This window comes from Peribacillus psychrosaccharolyticus ATCC 23296, assembly GCF_000305495.1.
Classification (GTDB): Bacteria; Bacillota; Bacilli; order Bacillales; family DSM-1321; genus Peribacillus; species Peribacillus psychrosaccharolyticus.
The window spans coordinates 62220-79849 of the sequence record NZ_AJTN02000221.1; the positions used below are offsets into that span (position 1 = coordinate 62220).

Consider the following 17630-nt stretch of genomic DNA (forward strand, 5'->3'; position numbering starts at 1 on the left):
ATAAAAAACATGGGGGATTAACAATGAAGATTTCTAATAAAGTGGCCTTAGTTACAGGCGGTGCGTCTGGCCTTGGAGAAGCAACAGTCGAGAACATTATTCAGCAAGGAGGAAAAGCCGTAATCATCGATTTATCTGAAGAAAAAGCTAATAAACTGATTGAAAAGCATGGCAATGAAAATGTGTTATTTGTAAAAACGAATGTAACAAGTGAAGAAGAAGTTCGTCACACCCTTGACCAAGCAGTTGAACATTTTGGCGAGTTTCAGATACTAGTAAATTGTGCGGGAATTGGAGCCGCATCTAAGGTATTGAATAAGGGGGTAGCTCATGATCTAGGAACCTTCCAAAAAGTTATTGAGGTAAATTTAATTGGAACATTTAATGTTATTAGACTAGCAGTCGAAAGAATGTCGTTAAATGAACCAGATGAAAAAGGAGAGAGAGGGGTCATTATTAATACAGCATCGGTTGCCGCTTTTGATGGACAAATTGGTCAAGTCGCATACAGTGCTTCGAAAGGGGGACTTGTAGGAATGACGCTTCCAATTGCACGAGAATTAGCTCGCTACGGAATCCGCTGTATGACAATTGCCCCAGGGCTGTTTGAAACACCGCTGTTCGCAGCAGCATCAGATAAGGTTCGTGAAGCGCTCGGAGCCATGGTACCTTTCCCACAGAGACTGGGCTATCCAGAAGAATATGCACAGCTGGTTCAAGGAATCATCGAAAATACGATGCTTAATGGAGAAGTTATCCGGCTTGACGGTGCCATTAGAATGCAGCCAAAGTAAATCCGCTAAACGAACTTTTAACCGTGTTAGATTCTGTGAAATTAAAAGATGAGGGTGAGAAAAATGGAAAAGCTAGTTACTTTTGAAAAGCAGGACGGATTCGCAACAGTTAAAATTAATAATCCACCTTTGAATGTACTTGGAAGCAAAGTGGTTGAACAGTTACATGACGTCTTTACGACGATTGCGAGTGACCCGGATATTATCGTCGTCATATTGACAGGAGCTGGCGACAGAGCATTCATGGCAGGTGCAGATATTAAAGAGTTTCCTGAAAAGCTTGGCGGAAACATGAAGTCTGGCTCGATTAAAACACATGAGACGCTTAACCTAATAGCATCACTTCATAAACCAACTATCGCGATGTTAAACGGTATTACACTTGGCGGTGGTTGTGAATTAGCACTGACATGTGATTTTAGAATTGCCGAAGAACATGTTCAGATTGGTCTTCCTGAAATTAAATTAGGCATTTTTCCTGGAGGAGGTGGGACACAGCGTCTGCCCCGCTTAATAGGGAAAACAAAAGCTAAGGAACTTATGTTTACCGGTGACCCGTTAACAGCTCAGGAAGCCAAAGAGATTGGTTTAGTTAGTACAGTTGTACCAAAAGGAAAGGGCATGGAAGAGGCAGGTAAGCTTGCCAAGCGGATAGCGCGCCATTCTCTTGATGCCTTGGCAATGATTAAGCAAGCAGTTGATGAAGGAATGGAAAAACCGATTGCAGATGCGATTCAGCTGGAGTCAGACTTATTTCAGGAAGTCTTTCAAACTAAGGGTGCCAAAGAAGGTGTTCAAGCATTTTTGGAAAAACGCACACCACAGTTTAATCGCTGATTTCCAATCAGCTTTTCAGAAATCGCCTTACAATACCAACATTTTGAGACTAAACAGCGATGTGAAAGGTGCAATACGTACGAACTTGCTGTTTGAAAAAACTAATTTTGTTGGGGGTAAAAAGGATGAATATTATTGAATTGCTGCAATCGACTGTTGAAAGATATCCAGAGATACCAGCCCTTGTTTTTCGCGATCAGGAAATCAGTTATCAAGAACTAGGAAAACGAGTACGTAAAGCAGCCTCAGGACTCAAGGCTCTTGGTGTAACCTTAGATACAAAGGTCGGTTTAATGATGTCGAATAAGCCGGAATATATTATTACCTATTTTGCTATCTTAGCAAACGGAGGGACAGTTGTGCCCCTGAACCCATTATTTAAGGAAGCTGAGGTCGCCTACATCCTCAATGACTCTGATTCTGAATATCTAGTGTTGGAGGAGATGTCTCTTTCTGTTATTCAACGTGTTAAAAACGAGTTAACCAGCGTGAAAGAAATCATCTGCTTTGGTGACTCAGACGAACATTCTTGGGCATCGCTTCTGACATATCCTGAAATGGAGAATTTTGTTCCGCGTTATGGGTCTGAAACCGCACAAATTATCTATACATCAGGAACGACTGGATTTCCAAAAGGTGCAATGATTACCCACGCAAACTTAAATTGGATGGCCATTGCAGCTGCGGTGACGAATTCAGTAAAACCAGGCGATCGTATTCTTTGTGTGCTGCCTCTATTCCATGCATATGCTAAGCTGCAAGGGGGATTAGCCAATATTGCCCATGGAGGAACGATTTATATTGAAGAACGATTTGAACCGGTGTCAATCCTTGATAAGCTTGCTAAAAACAAGATTAATATTTTCTTAGGGGTTCCAACCATGTATACCATGTTTATCCACTCACCGAATATTAAAGATCTCGATTTTTCTGCACTTCGCATTGCCGGGTCAGGAGGAGCCAGCCTTCCCGCAGAAGTGATTGATAAAGTCAAACAATTAATGGGTGTTGATATATCGGAAGGCTACGGATTAACTGAAAGTACCGTAATGCTCTGCGCTTCGCCAAGAGAGGGAGTTAAAAAGGTTGGTTCCACCGGTGTTCCGCTGGCAGGTGTCAGCTTAAAAATAGTGGACCCTGAGGGGAATACGGTAGGACCAAAAGAAGTGGGAGAAATTATCTTTAGAGGTCCGAATTTGATGAAGGGTTATTATAAACAGCCTCAGGAGACAGAAAATGCAATTCGAGATGGTTGGATGCATACTGGAGATTTGGCCTATGCGGATGAAGATGGTTATATTTTTATTGTGGACAGAATGAAAGATATGATCATTAGAGGCGGATTTAATGTTTATCCGAGAGAGGTAGAAGAAGTCCTTTATACACATCCTAATGTGATTGAATGTGCAATCATTGGACGACCGGATCCCGTGTTCGGTGAAAAAATTGCGGCTTATGTAGTAACGAAAACAGAACAAGAAGAAGAGGAACTACGAGAATACTGCAAACAGAAGCTAGTTCATTATAAAACACCTGATTATATTATCTTCATAAAAGAAATTCCAAAGTCAGGAACAGGTAAAATGCTCAAAACAGCCCTGAAAAAGCTTGATAAAGAAACCATAAATCTATAATTTTAAATGAAAACGATTACAAATGAGAATCAACCAAAAAAGGGCTCCTTCTAAGGAGTCCTCAGTTTGTAGAAAAAAGAGGTTCGGAATGGTTTCATTCCGAACCTCTTTTGCATTTTTCGGACCAACTAGGCCTGCGGGAACAAGCTGGTCTAGTGTTACCATTTCAATTTGGTTTTCGAAAATACTTCTTATCACCTCAAAAAAATAAGCCTTTTACTTTTAAGTTTAGAAAGTCAGTTGATGGGAGTGTTGGCGTGAAGACTCCTGCGGGCTCACCGCCCGAATTACAAATAGCTTAAATTATTTGTAGAACTAGAGTAATTACAAGCGATTGTAGTAGTAAAATCATTAAATTTCTTTGTCCCAGAGTTTTTTCTTCGGTTAATAAAAGTCTATGTCCTAAGTAACTAATTACAAACACGATTAGGAAAGTGAAAATAAAGGCCAATATTAAATCTACCAAGTAAATTCTCCTTTCTTTGTGAGGAATTTTATCCCATTCTAAACTTTTTATAGAGATAGCTCAAATAGAGCATAAAGCACGAAGCGCCTGGAATGGAAATCAACATCTCAATTTTAAATCTCACTCGAGTTTGTCTACAGTCTGAGGATTCCTTCTAAGGAGTCCTTTTTCTTTTTTATTAAAGTAATCAAGGCATTAGTAACGGCTGCTCAAAAATCTCTCTATATATGGTAATCTATTTTGATTTATCCTTTTCAATCTTTGGGATATGAGTAAAGATTTCATCGCTGTCAAAGAACTCAATCAATCGGCTGAGCCATTCATAGTATGCGAGAAGTTTTTTTGATTGTGCAGCATAATGTTGAACCTTCGTTAATTCCTCTTCAGTCAACTCACCTTGTTCAATCATTTTTATTAATTCTTGATACATTCTTTTTTCAGCGATTCGAGATTTTCTAACCATTCGGCCCCATGTCACACAAAAGAGCGAAATGAAATTTTGATAATGATCAGGCTCGACATTATACACATCCTGCCTGCTGCCTTTTATAAAGACCTTGTCAGCAACATTCAGTTCAAGCATTTCTCTGACAACCTGGCTCATTCGCGTTTTACTCATGCCGGTAGCGTCTGATAATTCATTCAGTGTCATGGGCATTTGCTTCATCTGAATGATTCCAAGGACACGGCCAACCGTTACTGATAAACCGTAGACCTCCATATTGTCCGCGCTTTGCTCAATGAAGTGCTGTTCAATTTTCATCATCCAATTAGTATCCAAACAGATTCTTCCTCTCAAAAATAAACAGTGGTAACAGCAACATAACATAATTATTTTTGAATGAACAGTAGCTTGTATAGGAAAATAATAAAAAAATTCTTTATATAAAGTTTGTAAACTTTTTATTTTACAAACTTTATACTACAATAGAGAATGGCGAGAAAATTTGCTGAAAATTTTTATGGAGGTGCTTGCTTTGCTTAAGCTTGAAAATATTTCGAAAGTTTATAAAGGGAAGAAAAAGGCAGTTAATAATATTTCACTTGAAATAAAGAAAGGCGAGTTCATTTGCTTTATCGGCCCAAGTGGATGTGGAAAAACAACCACAATGAAAATGATAAACAGATTAATTGAACCATCAGAGGGAGCTATTTATATAAATGGTGAAAATATTCTAGAAAAGGATCCTGTCGACTTAAGAAGACAAATAGGCTATGTCATTCAGCAAATCGGTCTGTTTCCTCACATGACCATCTATGAAAATATGATGCTTGTTCCAAAATTACTCAAATGGAGTGAAAACGAGAAAAGAGAACGTGCGGAAGAATTGCTGAAGCTGGTGGATATGGATCCTGAATTTCTAGACCGGTATCCTAATGAGCTTAGCGGCGGACAACAGCAGCGGATCGGAGTATTACGAGCACTGGCATCCAACCCGCCTTTAATTTTAATGGATGAGCCCTTTGGTGCGTTGGATCCGATTACAAGAGACGCTTTACAAGAAGAATTCAAAAACTTACAGCGAACTCTTGATAAGACAATCGTTTTCGTTACACATGATATGGATGAAGCGATTAAACTTGCTGACCGAATTGTTATCCTTAAGGGTGGGGAAATTGTCCAGGTAGGAACTCCAGATGAAATTCTTAGAAATCCGGTTAATGCTTTTGTTGAAGAATTTATCGGAAAAGACAGAATGCTTCAAACTCTTCCGGATGTAGAGCTGGTTCAGCAAATTATGAATACTATGCCTATTTCAATCACACTTGAAAAGACACTTTCACAAGCCATTGCCCTTATGCGCGAAAAACGTGTAGATTCACTGCTTGTAGTAGATGGACAAAATTTGCTTAAGGGGTTTGTTGACGTAGAAACGATAAATGAAAAACGGAAGGTTGCTACTTCCATCAGTGATGTGATGAATACGAGTATTTTTTCGGTTCAACAAACTAGTTTGATTCGCGATGTTGTTCAAAAGATCTTAAAACAGGGCTATAAAAATGTTCCAGTTGTGGATCATAAAAAACACTTAGTGGGAATCGTAACACGCTCTACACTTGTAGACATTGTTTATGACAACATTTGGGGTGAAGAAGAGCTGGAAGTTTTAGAGAAGGAGTAGATGAATACCATGTATGAATTTTTACAAACGAACTGGGAGGAAATCCTTCATAAGGCATGGGAGCATTTATATATCTCTCTAACCGCTGTCTTATTCGGAATCCTTGTTGCCGTGCCGCTCGGTATCCTTTTATCAAGAATGAAAAAAGGTGCACCGCTTATCATTGGCGTGGCTAATATTATTCAAACGCTGCCAAGCTTAGCCGTCCTCGCATTTTTCATTCCCTTACTTGGCGTTGGGAAAACTCCAGCTATTGTGGCATTATTTTTCTATTCGGTTTTACCAATCTTACGAAATACATACACAGGTATTCAATCAGTCAATCCGAATTTGTTGGAATCTGGCAGAGGGATTGGAATGACAGCATGGGAAAGAATGTTCTTAGTCGAATTCCCATTAGCATTACCAATCATTATGGCTGGAATTAGAACGGCTTCTGTTTATCTAATTGGCTGGGCAACGCTAGCTTCATTTATTGGCGGCGGTGGTCTAGGAGATTATATTTTCATAGGATTGAATTTATATCAAACAGAGTACATCATTGCTGGAGCAATTCCTGTTATTATCATGGCGATTTTAGTTGACTTGGTATTCTCAGCGATTGAGAAGAAAGTTGTTCCTAAAGGGATGAAAGGTATTAAGAGTGTGTGAGGTGGAGAATAGATGATGAAGAAAACAAGAAGTTTTATTGGACTTTTAGTAATTAGTGCACTCATAACCGGCTGTTCACTGCCGGGACTTAATTCTGCTTCAGATCAAACTATAAAAATTGGTGCACAAAGTATGACTGAATCAGAAATACTTGCTAATATGATTAGTCAGCTTATTGAGCGTAATACTGATAATAAAACAGCGATTATTAAAAATCTTGGTTCCAATTTTGTTCAGCAAAAAGCGATGGAATCAGGGGATATTGATATAGCAGCAACTCGTTATACCGGGACCGATTTAACGAGTGTTCTTGGTCAAGAAGCGATTAAAGATCCCGTGAAGGCAATGGAAACTGTCCAAAAAGTATTCAAAAAACAATATCAGTTTACTTTTTATGATTCATACGGTTTTGATAATACCTATGCTTTTACGATTTCAAAAAAATTAGCAGAAGAAAAACAGTATAAAACGATTTCTGATTTAGCAGAAGATGCGGATACCTTAAGTCTTGGGGTAGACTCCGCTTGGTTAAAACGCCAGGGTGACGGTTATCCTGGATTTATTGAAACGTATAACATGGAATTCGGGAAGACGTATCCGATGCAAATCGGTCTAGTTTATGATGCGGTTAAGAATGAAAAAATGGACATCGTACTTGCTTATTCGTCAGACGGACGAATTAAAGCATATGACCTTCAGCTTTTAGAGGATGATATGCAGTATTTCCCTCCTTATGATTGCTCACCGGTTATTACCGACGAGGCACTGGAACGTTTTCCAGAGATTGATTCACAACTGAAAAAATTGATTGGAACGATTACAACAGAAACCATGCAGGAATTAAACTATGAGGTGGATGCGAAATTAAAAGAACCATCAGTCGTAGCTGCTGAATTCTTAGTGAAAAATCATTATTTTGAATAAGGAGGGTGAGCATTTTTGGACGTACTACAGCAATTAGGGATGTATTATTCCCAAAATGGATTATATGTGTTAACAGAATTTTATCAGCACTTTTTAATGTCCGCTTATGGTGTGTTTTTCGCAGCCATTGTTGCCATTCCACTTGGAATTGTTATTGCTAAGCATCGAAAATTGAGCCAAGTTGTTTTTTCTATAACCAACGTAATTCAGACGATTCCAGCACTAGCAATGCTTGCCTTACTTTTGTTAGTGATGGGGCTTGGTGCAAATACAGTCATTGTCGCACTCTTCTTATATTCCATCCTACCTATTCTGAGAAACACCTATGTTGGAATTACAGGAATTGAACATGCTTACCTAGAGGCAGGAAAGTCGATGGGAATGACTAAATTTCAAATGCTATGGATGGTTGAATTACCTTTGTCGCTATCTGTTATTATGGCTGGATTGCGTACAGCACTCGTCATCGCAATCGGTGTAACAGCGATCGGTACCTTTGTTGGTGCCGGTGGACTTGGTGATATCATCGTACGTGGAACCAATGCTTCAAATGGTACGGCTGTTATCCTTGCTGGTGCGATACCAACAGCTTTAATGGCTGTACTTGCAGATTTATTGCTAGGGCGTTTGGAAAAATGGCTTTCGCCAATAAAAACGAAAAAAAAGACGGGCTAGAGCCGCTTAAATTGTAAAGGCAGCTGAAAAATAGCTGCCTTTTTTCTATGAGTTCAGTTTTTTCTTTTGATTATTAGGGTAAATACTACATATTATAACAGATTAAGGAGTGTCCAGATGACGAACACAGCAACGAACACAATTGAATTACATGGATTTAACAATTTAACTAAATCACTTAGTTTTAATATGTATGATATTTGTTATACAAAAACAAAAGCTGAACGTGAAGCTTACATAGCGTATATCGATGAACAGTATAGTGCGGAAAGATTGACTAAAATACTGAAAAATGTAACAGATATTATTGGAGCACATGTATTAAATGTAGCTCAACAGGATTATTTCCCCCAGGGTGCCAGTGTAACGATGCTCGTATCAGAGGGTCCCGTTGTTGAAGTACCAATAGATTCTTATGACGAAACACCAGGTCCATTGCCTGAATCCGTTGTAATGCAGCTTGATAAAAGTCATATCACGGTCCATACTTATCCCGAATTCCATCCTAACGAAGGAATTAGTACATTTCGTGCCGATATCGATGTCTCAACATGTGGTGAAATTTCGCCGCTAAAAGCATTAAATTATTTAATTCATTCGTTTGATACCGATATTATGACAATGGACTACCGTGTAAGGGGCTTTACTCGAGACAAAAATGGCAGTAAATTGTTTATCGATCATGATATTCAATCCATTCAAAACTATATACCAAAAGATAGTAAAGATTTATACGATATGATTGATGTAAATGTATACCAAGAAAATATTTTTCACACGAAATGCAGACTAAAAGAATTTGAGTTGGATAATTATTTGTTTGGTTACAAAAAAGATAAATTAGCAGCGTCGGAAATTGAGGAAATTACCAGCAAACTTAAAGAAGAAATGGATGAAATATTTTTCGGGAAGAATATAAAAAAGGAATAAACAGTATTTTTCTTTTAAAAAGGTAGTTTAAGTTAATCAGAATGTAGATATGTATGGTAAAACCTGTCGTTTCACACTGGAAATAGGAATAAATAATAACGCAAAAAATAAGCCATTTGAATTATAGTAGTGAACTAGATGCAACCAACGCACCTACCACTTCTAAAAGTAATCCTGCATGTAACGCTATTTTTCTAGCAGTTTGCATGCAGGATGTCTTTTGTTTTTTCTAGAACACGGAAAAGCTTGTTCCGATTTGATAACCGTATAAAGGTGGTTACATTTATTTAGTACTATTCATTCTAGAAATCGAATTCTTCATCCCAAAAACGATGAGAGAAACGGTTACTGGAACGTTGGTGGAAATGGAAATGCTCATGTCGATGTTCATTTCTGCAGCAACGACGTCTTCTAGAACGACATTTGCTTTCACGGCGACTTGATTCGTTACACATAAAATCACCTCCTGAATCTTTATAATGTATACTATTCCACTTAAGGTTTTTCGATTGGACAAGTATAGTAAGATAACAACACATTTTTTTTAGAAAGAGTTATCTCCTTTCCTCAGAAGATAAGTTTACGAGATTTCTTCATTTAAAAACCTATTCTGCTTTAAGGGCGGAATCAGTTAACCTTTCTTTACTGAGCCATGATTTTTTCCTTCAATCGTAAACAATTGATCAAGACAAGATATTTAAAGAATATTCGAAATTAATCCTGTGACTGTTCCCTGGAAAATGTGTATACTATTACTAAAAAACCACTTTATTACCTAGAGAAGTGGTTAGTGGGGTGCAAAATGGATAAAAAACCGGTTATTGGGATTACGTGTGCATATACAAAGCAAAGCTTAAATTCAGAGGGGGTTTATGTTCATCACGATTATCATCGTGCAGTCATCCAAGCAGGTGGTATCCCCTTACTATTACCGGCTGCAGACCAACCCACGCTAAATGCTTATTTTGAATTATGTGATGGGTTCATCTTGAGCGGAGGTGAAGATATCGATCCAGCATTCTTTGGAGAGGCACGCCATCCTAAGCTTGGATTTGTATACCATGATCGTGATGCAGCGGAGTTTTACCTTACTCAATTACTTCTAGAACGAAAAAAACCATTTCTAGCGATTTGTAGAGGGATTCAAATTCTTAACGTTGTTTGTGGAGGTTCATTATATCAAGATATACCGAGTCAGCTGACTACAGCCCACCCCCATAGCCAAATAACACATCGTTCAAATACGTTTCATCCTGTCATGATTACTGAAAACAGCAAGCTTTATCAAATTTTCCAAAAAACTAGCCTTGATGTAAATAGTCTTCATCACCAATCTATAAAGGCAGTAGGAAAAGATTTAGAAACAGTGGCAGTTGCAGCAGATGGGGTAATTGAGGCAGTCGAAGTACAAAACCATCCCTTCGGAATTGGTGTACAATGGCATCCAGAAAGCATGGCAAGTAAAGACGTCCTCACACAGCAGCTTTTTCAGTCCTTCATCCAAGCGGCTTATCAAAATGGATTTTCTGCAGATAGACTTCATATAAGTTAAATTTACCGAGCTATGCAGATTAATGCCTGCACAGCTTTTTTAGGATTACTAGTAAATCTATTGTAGAAGAGGAGAAGCTGTAGTGATAAAAGCAATTATTTTTGATTTTGATGGATTAATTTTAGATACTGAGACCTATGAAATTCAGTCGTATCAACAGGTTTATGAAGAGCATCAGATTCCCTTCCCACATCAACGCTGGCTTGAAAACATTGGAACACAAGGTACCTTTAACCCTTTTGACGAGCTGTTACATGCAAAAAAAGATCTTGTGTTAGAGAAACTTGATCTAGAAAGAAATGCTAAATATGAGCAGTTAACAATAGATATACAACCAAGGGAAGGGGTCTTAGAGTATTTAATCAGGGGCAAGGAGCTAGGCTTAAAACTAGCTATTGCTTCAAGTTCTTCAAAAAAGTGGGTTACTACTTATCTTGAAAGGTTAGGCATCTTACCTTATTTTGATTGTATACACACATCAGATGATGTTAAAAAGGTTAAACCGGATCCAGAACTTTACATAAAAACGATTAATTATTTTAAACTCCAACCGGAAGAGGCAATCGTATTTGAAGATTCAGCTAACGGATCGTTAGCTGCCATTCGAGCTGGTATTCCATGTGTCATCGTCCCAAACGAGACAACGAGTACGTTGATTTTTCACGAAAAAGTGGCGTTAAGATTGAAGTCGAAAAAAGAAAAAACCTTAGATGAAGTCATTTCCTATATCTCTCAACTTAAATAGAATGTGTTTGAGCCATCATGTGTTTCGATGGCTTCTTTTTTATGGAAACTAGTTTCTTGAGAATACGCAGATTCGTTTCATATCTTCTACAGAGTGTACACAAAATAAGACACCGATCATCTTGATTCTACAGAAAAGAGGTGTAGGTACATCCTTTTTGGATAGTACTTTCTTTTCTGTTCTTTTACTACATTTTCTCGATTTTATTGAGCGTATGTATAAAATCAAGACATATGTCTTGCTTTTCGGACAAAAAGTAACTGATAGTTCTCTTTTACTCAGATGAAAAACTGGTATGATTCTTGCATTATTTTATGCAATGGGTATATGACTCAGCTAAATCAAGCAATCTTTATGGGAGCTACATTCATCAACGTTGAAAAATGCAAACCAGAGTTGTTGCTAGAGCAATTAACGAATATCGGGTAACCAACAATACCGGTTCACCTAACAACGAGAAACCGGATTAACTAGTTTAAAGATTTGCGGGTCAAAAAAAGGGAGCTCAAATCCTTGAATCCTATGCCTTAACAGAAGCGCCGTCTATTGTGACAAGAAATCTAGTATAAGGAAAACGTAAATCATGGAGTATTGGGGAACAATAATTAAAGGACTGGTGTAAAACAAAGTTTACAAACTATTAACTTCCGAGATTGATAGAGTTCAAAGAGGATTTGCCAAAGACATTGTCGGAAAAGTATTACGTCGAAAATTAATTGAACAGAAATAGAATGAACAATACAAAATGGAGGTTAGAAGATATGAGAAATTTAGAAGGTAAAGTGGTAATCATAACTGGTGCAGGACGCGGGATTGGCAGAGCGATGGCTTTACTTATGGCGAAAGATGGAGCGAAAGTAGTTGTTAATGATTTGGGCGGCAGTGCAGAAGGAAGTGGTGAAGACCTTCTAGTAGCTGATGCAGTGGTCAATGAAATCAAAGAGGCAGGCGGGGAAGCAGTTGCAAACTATGATTCGGTTTCTGAATTCCAAAGTGCTGAAAGAATCATTGAAACAGCGATCCAAAGTTTCGGGAGAATAGATACGGTTATAAATAATGCCGGTATTCTTCGGGACCGAATGGTGTTTAACATGTCAGAAGAGGAATGGGATAGCGTGATTAAGGTACATTTGAAAGGTTCGTTCAACATGACTCGAGCAGCGGCAGGCTATTTCAAGGAGCAAAAAAGTGGTTGCTTTATTAATTTCACATCGACATCAGGTTTGATTGGGAATATCGGTCAAGCCAACTACGCTGCAGCAAAGCTTGGGATTGTTGGTTTAACCAAATCAACAGCTCTAGATATGCAGCGTTATCATGTACGTGCCAATGCCATTGCACCGTTTGCCTGGAGCAGATTGATTGGTTCGATCCCCTCAGAGTCACCTGATCAAAAGGAACGGGTGGAAAAAATCAAGCAAATGCGTCCGGAACATATTGCACCGCTTGCTGGTTACCTGGCAAGCGACTTAGCAAAAGACGTTACTGGACAACTATTTGGTGTGCGCGGAAAGGAAATTGTCCTGTTTTCACAACCGCGTCCGATTCGGTCTGTGTCTAATTTGGATGGATGGTCTGTTGACTCAATTGGGGAACAGGGAATAGAAGCGTTAAGATCAGGATTCTCTAAGCTAGAAGTCTCGGGGGATGTGTTTCCCTATCCCCCAATTGTCTAATTTTACATAAAAGAGGTGAAAGAGATGGAGGAAACAATCGAAATCCAAGAAGACCTGTTTATAAACAGCCCATTCAATAAACATATAGGAATTGAGGTTAAACATTTTTTAGAAGGGGATGTTGTGTTGCAGCTTACAATTAAAGATTCCCATCTTAATGTTAATGATACCGCGCATGGAGGGGTTTATTTTTCACTATTGGATAGCGTGATGGGGGCAACTGTGCGTTCTACTGTCAAAAATCCAATTACAACGATTAGTATGAATATCAATTACTTTTCTCCACTTAAAGAGCAGGATATCATTACAGCCACCGCAAAAATAATTCAGAAAGGAAATAGTATTGTTACGGCAGAGGGAGAAGTAAGCGATAAAAGCGGAAAGGTTGTTTCCAAGGCAATTGGTACCTTTAAAATTATGCGACATTTAAAGAAGGGAGCGATTGAAAACAATGAAGAATAAAACCGTCACCATTACAGCAAAGCGATGGCGAAAAAATTCACTGAGAAGGCTCTTATGTTATGAAAACAGGTCGGAATAGAGAGTGTTAGAAGAAAAAAAGGAAATTGAACAATTTGGAACTAGAGAATTAAAAAAAATGGGGGGATTATTTTGAGCTTACTCGAATTACATGCTTCCCAGCAATTGCTTGTTGGGGAAGCATTAAAATCAGCTGTTCATTATTCACCAAATCGAACAGCCTTTATTCACAATGATCATGTAATTACATTTAAACAACTCTATAGGAATTCTTCTTATCTAGCAGGATGGCTGCAAAGACAGGGAGTCACAAAAAATGACAAAGTAGCTTGTATTTATAAAAATGGAATACCATTTGTGGAGTTGTATTTTGCTTGCAGCTTAATTGGAGCGGTGATCGTACCACAGAATTATCGATTATCGCTAAAAGAATGGTCCAAAATTATTCATCATTCCGACGCTAAATTCATTTTTTTAGAAACAGATTTTTTGAAGTCTTTCGAAGATATTAGAGAATCACTTCCTCACATTGAGGAAGTGATTGTGACTGAAGAACCTTCGGGGAGTTCCTCTATCGTCTATTCTTCCATCTTAGAAAGAAAATCCCATATGAAACACGAGAAGAGCTAAATGATCATGATCCTCATGTAATTGTATATACATCCGGGACAACGGGCGAACCCAAAGGTGTCGTATTAACCCACAAAAATTTTTATATAAATGGTATGAATAAGATGAGCAGCCTCAATCAGGAACAGCATACAAAAACGATTATTCTTCCGCCTTTATTTCATGTAGCTACCTTGTCGCTGTTGGTACAAAATTGTCTTAATGAAGGTACGTTTGTTTTAATGAATCAGTTTGAACCTATTACTGTATTAAAGACGATTGAAACAGAGTTAATAAATTCGCTGTTTCTCGTGCCGACGATGTGGGCTGCATTACTTAATGTACCTAACTTTACTGACTATGATGTTCGCTCAATGAAACTATGTTCCACTGGAGCCAGCATCTGTCCATTAGAGCTAAAATTAAAAATTAAAGAAATGTTCCCTTCGGCCGGAATATATGAAGCCTTTGGTCAAACAGAAATGAGTCCGACTACCACAAACTTATTGCCAGAGGACTCCCTTCGGAAAACAAATTCTGTAGGAAAACCTTGTATCAATGTTCGAATTCGAGTGGTTGATGACGATTTGAATGATGTACCTCTTGGTGAAGTCGGAGAAATTCTTTACAAGGGCCCCACCTTGATGAAAGAATATTATAAAAATCCCGAAGCAACCCGTGAAGCTTTCACAGGCGGGTGGTTCCACAGTGGTGACTTAGTCCGTATGGACGATGAAGGATTTATTTATGTCGTCGATCGAAAAAAAGATATGATTATCAGCGGTGGAGAAAATATTTATTCAACTGAAGTAGAGAATACATTGAATACCCATCCATTTATTCGTGAATCTGCAGTCGTGGGCATTCCAGACCTAAAATGGGGACAAAGTGTCCTTGCATATATTGTCCTGGAACAAGAGAGTGCGTTGTCGAAGGAAGAGGTCATTGTATACTGCCAAAGCGAACTTGCATCCTATAAAAAACCTAGATATATAGAATTTCTAGATGAACTACCTCGAAATGCATCGGGAAAGATTCTTAAAATAGCACTCAGGGAGGTTTCCCTGTAATTAAACGGAGAAAACACCGTTCACAGTGGATGGTGTTATTTTTTGTTTTTACCGAAGCTTTTAACAAATAGATATTAAGAAAAATTTATTGATTTGTTCTTTATTTAGAACTATAATGAGTTTAATAGTTTGCAAAAGCAAATAATATTGAAATGTGTTCTTTATAAAGTTACTTTTTGGAATTTGTAATTCATTCTGTTTTGGATACTAACATCCACAAATTTCATCTTCTATTACTAAATAGATTATACATTTCGTCTGTTTGTTCTTTATTAAGTACGGTTAATTTCTATTAAAGAATTAGTTTTGCAGATTGGAAGGAGGACTTAGAGTTTCCTGATTAGAACGTTATCGAAGAATGATCATATAGGAGGCAATTATGGAAGAGACAATTAGTATAAAGGATATTTTTTACACGTTAAAAAAACGCTTGATACTTATCGTGTTAATTACTGTAGGAGCTGTATTAATTAGCGGCAGTATTTCTTATTTTGTTTTAACTCCAATATATCAGGCATCTACACAAATTTTAGTCAATCCAAAAGATACAGAGAATCAACTTGATGTCACAAAGTTAAGCAGTAATGTAGAAATCATTAAAACTTACAGTGTCATCATAAAGAGTCCTGCCATATTAGAAAAAGTTATTGATCAGTTAGATCTTAATCAAAGTGTCACATCTCTCAGTAATACGATGACAATTAACAGCCAAGATAATTCTCAAGTATTCTCTCTTACGGTTGAAAATAGTGATCCAGCATTGGCAGTTACCATTGCAAACACTGTGTCTGAAACATTCCAAAAAGAAATTAAAAACATCATGAACATCGATAATGTCAGTATTTTGGCTAAAGCAAATCTACCGGATAATCCTGCACCTGTAACGCCTAATAATCTTTTGAATATTGCCATTGCTGTCGTAGTTGGATTAATGGCTGGAATCGGTTTAGCTTTTCTTTTAGATTACCTGGACAACACGGTGAAAGATTCCAAAGAGTTGGAGGCACTTCTTAATCTGCCGGTTTTAGGTTCTATTCGTAAGTTTGATAAATCAACACAAAAAAAGAGTAAAAATAATACTGCTAATAGAATAAGGAGTGAAATGAATGAGTCGTAAAGATGTAAAAGAAAAGCGAGCTGTAAACTTAATCTCCCATAACTATCCTAATTTACCGGTTAATGAGCAGTATCGTTTGATTCGTTATAATATTATGTTTTCTTCAGTCGATCAGGAAATTAAGTCTATTGTCGTTACATCTCCTGAATCTGCAGATGGAAAATCTACCACTGCAGCGAATTTAGCCATAGTTTTAGCACAGCAGGGAAGTGATATCTTACTAGTTGATGCTGATTTAAGAAAGCCTTCTATTCATTACTCATTTAATATAAGTAACTCAGTGGGGCTGACTAGTGTATTAACAAAAGAATCTAAACTAGATTCTGCTCTTAACAAGACACATGTTCCTAATCTAACCATTTTAACGAGCGGACCTATACCGCCTAATCCAACTGATTTGTTAAACTCTAAAACCATGGAAGTGTTAATGGAAGACTTAAAAACAAAGTTTGACTATGTAATATACGATACTCCTCCTATTCTAGCTGTTACTGATCCACAAATTGTTGCCAATAAAAGTGATGGCATAATTCTTGTTGTGACCAGCGGGAAAACACATAAGGACAGTGCAGTGAAAGCAAAAGAATTATTAGATAATGCCAATGGACAATTACTTGGGGTGGTTTTAAATGGTGTGGAAGGCCATAAAAACGAATATTATTATCAGTATATATAAGTTTAAAATGAAGTTGAAACGGGGTGTGATGGTTGATTGATGTCCATGCTCATATCTTACCCGATGTTGATGATGGGCCTATGAATCTTTTAGATTCTATCGAAATGGCCAATTCAGCTGTTACGGCAGGCATTACCCATCTATTTGCCTCCCCGCATCACTTAAATGAATTCTATGAAAATAAGAAGATAGATATTTTGGAAAAAGTGCGTGAGTTAGAGAAACATCTAAAACAGTTAGACATTCCACTTACCATATATCCCAGCCAGGAGGTAAGAATACATAAAGATCTATTTAAATCATTAGATCGAGATGAAATACTGACTTTAGACAATAAGGGCATGTATCTATTAATAGAACTTCCTTCAAATCAAGTACCAGATTATACGCATGACCATGTCTATGAACTATTATTGCGAGGCATTACCCCTATTATCGTTCATCCTGAGAGAAATAAGGAAATCCTGATGAATCCTTCTATCTTATATCATTTAATCCAAGAAGGAGCTTTGACACAAGTTACTGCGGGAAGCATTACTGGTTCATTTGGTAAGAAAATAAAATCGTTTTCTGAGAAAATGATAGAGCACAGCGTGGGTTCATCTCATTGCATCGGATGCACATAACTGTACCTCAAGAGGATTTTTCACTCCAAGATGCTTATCTCTTAA

General features: G+C 37.7%; 19 protein-coding genes. 17 read left to right on the plus strand and 2 right to left on the minus strand.

Going from position 1 to position 17630, the window contains the following annotated elements; genetic code table 11:
* Nucleotides 1-23 precede the first annotated feature (23 nt).
* From WYK_RS16595 to WYK_RS16605, 3 genes are all read left to right on the plus strand, one after another.
* Complete coding sequence (locus WYK_RS16595; RefSeq protein WP_040375589.1) at nucleotides 24-794, plus strand: 3-hydroxyacyl-CoA dehydrogenase; 771 nt, start codon at nucleotides 24-26, stop codon at nucleotides 792-794.
* Nucleotides 795-857: 63 nt separating this feature from the next.
* Entirely contained in the window at nucleotides 858-1631 is a 774-nt protein-coding gene (locus WYK_RS16600) for an enoyl-CoA hydratase/isomerase family protein (protein WP_040375590.1), read from the plus strand.
* A 125-nt stretch (nucleotides 1632-1756) separates the two neighbouring features.
* Complete coding sequence (locus WYK_RS16605) at nucleotides 1757-3265, plus strand: class I adenylate-forming enzyme family protein (protein ID WP_040375591.1); 1509 nt, start codon at nucleotides 1757-1759, stop codon at nucleotides 3263-3265.
* A 701-nt stretch (nucleotides 3266-3966) separates the two neighbouring features.
* Here WYK_RS16605 and WYK_RS16610 read toward each other — a convergent pair.
* Nucleotides 3967-4497 (minus strand): GbsR/MarR family transcriptional regulator, encoded by a 531-nt coding sequence (locus WYK_RS16610; RefSeq protein ID WP_040375609.1) that lies wholly within the window; start codon nucleotides 4495-4497, stop codon nucleotides 3967-3969.
* 211 nt (nucleotides 4498-4708) lie between these two features.
* On the opposite strand from WYK_RS16610, the gene WYK_RS16615 reads away from it, so the two are divergent.
* From WYK_RS16615 to speD, 5 genes are all read left to right on the plus strand, one after another.
* Complete coding sequence (locus WYK_RS16615; RefSeq protein WP_040375592.1) at nucleotides 4709-5854, plus strand: betaine/proline/choline family ABC transporter ATP-binding protein; 1146 nt, start codon at nucleotides 4709-4711, stop codon at nucleotides 5852-5854.
* Nucleotides 5855-6505, plus strand: a complete 651-nt coding sequence (locus WYK_RS16620; RefSeq protein WP_040375593.1) for an ABC transporter permease — start codon at nucleotides 5855-5857, stop codon at nucleotides 6503-6505.
* A gap of 12 nt (nucleotides 6506-6517) precedes the next feature.
* Nucleotides 6518-7429 (plus strand): osmoprotectant ABC transporter substrate-binding protein, encoded by a 912-nt coding sequence (locus tag WYK_RS16625; RefSeq protein ID WP_040375594.1) that lies wholly within the window; start codon nucleotides 6518-6520, stop codon nucleotides 7427-7429.
* A 15-nt stretch (nucleotides 7430-7444) separates the two neighbouring features.
* A complete protein-coding gene (locus tag WYK_RS16630; RefSeq protein WP_040375595.1) occupies nucleotides 7445-8104 on the plus strand; it encodes an ABC transporter permease in 660 nt (219 codons plus the stop codon).
* Nucleotides 8105-8221: 117 nt separating this feature from the next.
* A complete protein-coding gene (gene speD, locus WYK_RS16635; RefSeq protein WP_040375596.1) occupies nucleotides 8222-9034 on the plus strand; it encodes an adenosylmethionine decarboxylase in 813 nt (270 codons plus the stop codon).
* A 283-nt stretch (nucleotides 9035-9317) separates the two neighbouring features.
* Here the strand turns inward: speD and WYK_RS24595 are convergent, their stop codons facing one another.
* Nucleotides 9318-9497: a hypothetical protein gene (locus WYK_RS24595; protein WP_152526489.1), complete on the minus strand. Its 180-nt coding sequence runs from the start codon at nucleotides 9495-9497 to the stop codon at nucleotides 9318-9320.
* 339 nt (nucleotides 9498-9836) lie between these two features.
* Here WYK_RS24595 and WYK_RS16640 point away from each other — a divergent pair, with 339 nt between their 5' ends.
* From WYK_RS16640 to WYK_RS16675, 9 genes are all read left to right on the plus strand, one after another.
* A complete protein-coding gene (locus WYK_RS16640; protein ID WP_040375597.1) occupies nucleotides 9837-10586 on the plus strand; it encodes a gamma-glutamyl-gamma-aminobutyrate hydrolase family protein in 750 nt (249 codons plus the stop codon).
* A gap of 82 nt (nucleotides 10587-10668) precedes the next feature.
* On the plus strand, nucleotides 10669-11331 hold the full coding sequence (locus tag WYK_RS16645; protein WP_040375598.1) for an HAD family hydrolase: 663 nt from the start codon (nucleotides 10669-10671) through the stop codon (nucleotides 11329-11331).
* 761 nt (nucleotides 11332-12092) lie between these two features.
* Complete coding sequence (locus WYK_RS16650) at nucleotides 12093-13007, plus strand: SDR family NAD(P)-dependent oxidoreductase (protein WP_040375599.1); 915 nt, start codon at nucleotides 12093-12095, stop codon at nucleotides 13005-13007.
* Nucleotides 13008-13031: 24 nt separating this feature from the next.
* On the plus strand, nucleotides 13032-13469 hold the full coding sequence (locus tag WYK_RS16655) for a PaaI family thioesterase (protein ID WP_040375600.1): 438 nt from the start codon (nucleotides 13032-13034) through the stop codon (nucleotides 13467-13469).
* Between the two features lie 150 nt (nucleotides 13470-13619).
* Nucleotides 13620-14117, plus strand: a complete 498-nt coding sequence (locus tag WYK_RS26055; RefSeq protein WP_268870064.1) for an AMP-binding protein — start codon at nucleotides 13620-13622, stop codon at nucleotides 14115-14117.
* A 20-nt stretch (nucleotides 14118-14137) separates the two neighbouring features.
* Nucleotides 14138-15166, plus strand: a complete 1029-nt coding sequence (locus WYK_RS26060) for a class I adenylate-forming enzyme family protein (RefSeq protein WP_268870065.1) — start codon at nucleotides 14138-14140, stop codon at nucleotides 15164-15166.
* A 379-nt stretch (nucleotides 15167-15545) separates the two neighbouring features.
* Entirely contained in the window at nucleotides 15546-16283 is a 738-nt protein-coding gene (locus tag WYK_RS16665) for a YveK family protein (protein WP_040375601.1), read from the plus strand.
* On the plus strand, nucleotides 16273-16959 hold the full coding sequence (locus WYK_RS16670) for a CpsD/CapB family tyrosine-protein kinase (protein ID WP_040375602.1): 687 nt from the start codon (nucleotides 16273-16275) through the stop codon (nucleotides 16957-16959). Before WYK_RS16665 ends, WYK_RS16670 begins: the two co-directional genes overlap by 11 nt.
* 32 nt (nucleotides 16960-16991) lie before the next feature.
* Entirely contained in the window at nucleotides 16992-17585 is a 594-nt protein-coding gene (locus tag WYK_RS16675; protein ID WP_051387603.1) for a tyrosine-protein phosphatase, read from the plus strand.
* Nucleotides 17586-17630 lie beyond the last annotated feature (45 nt).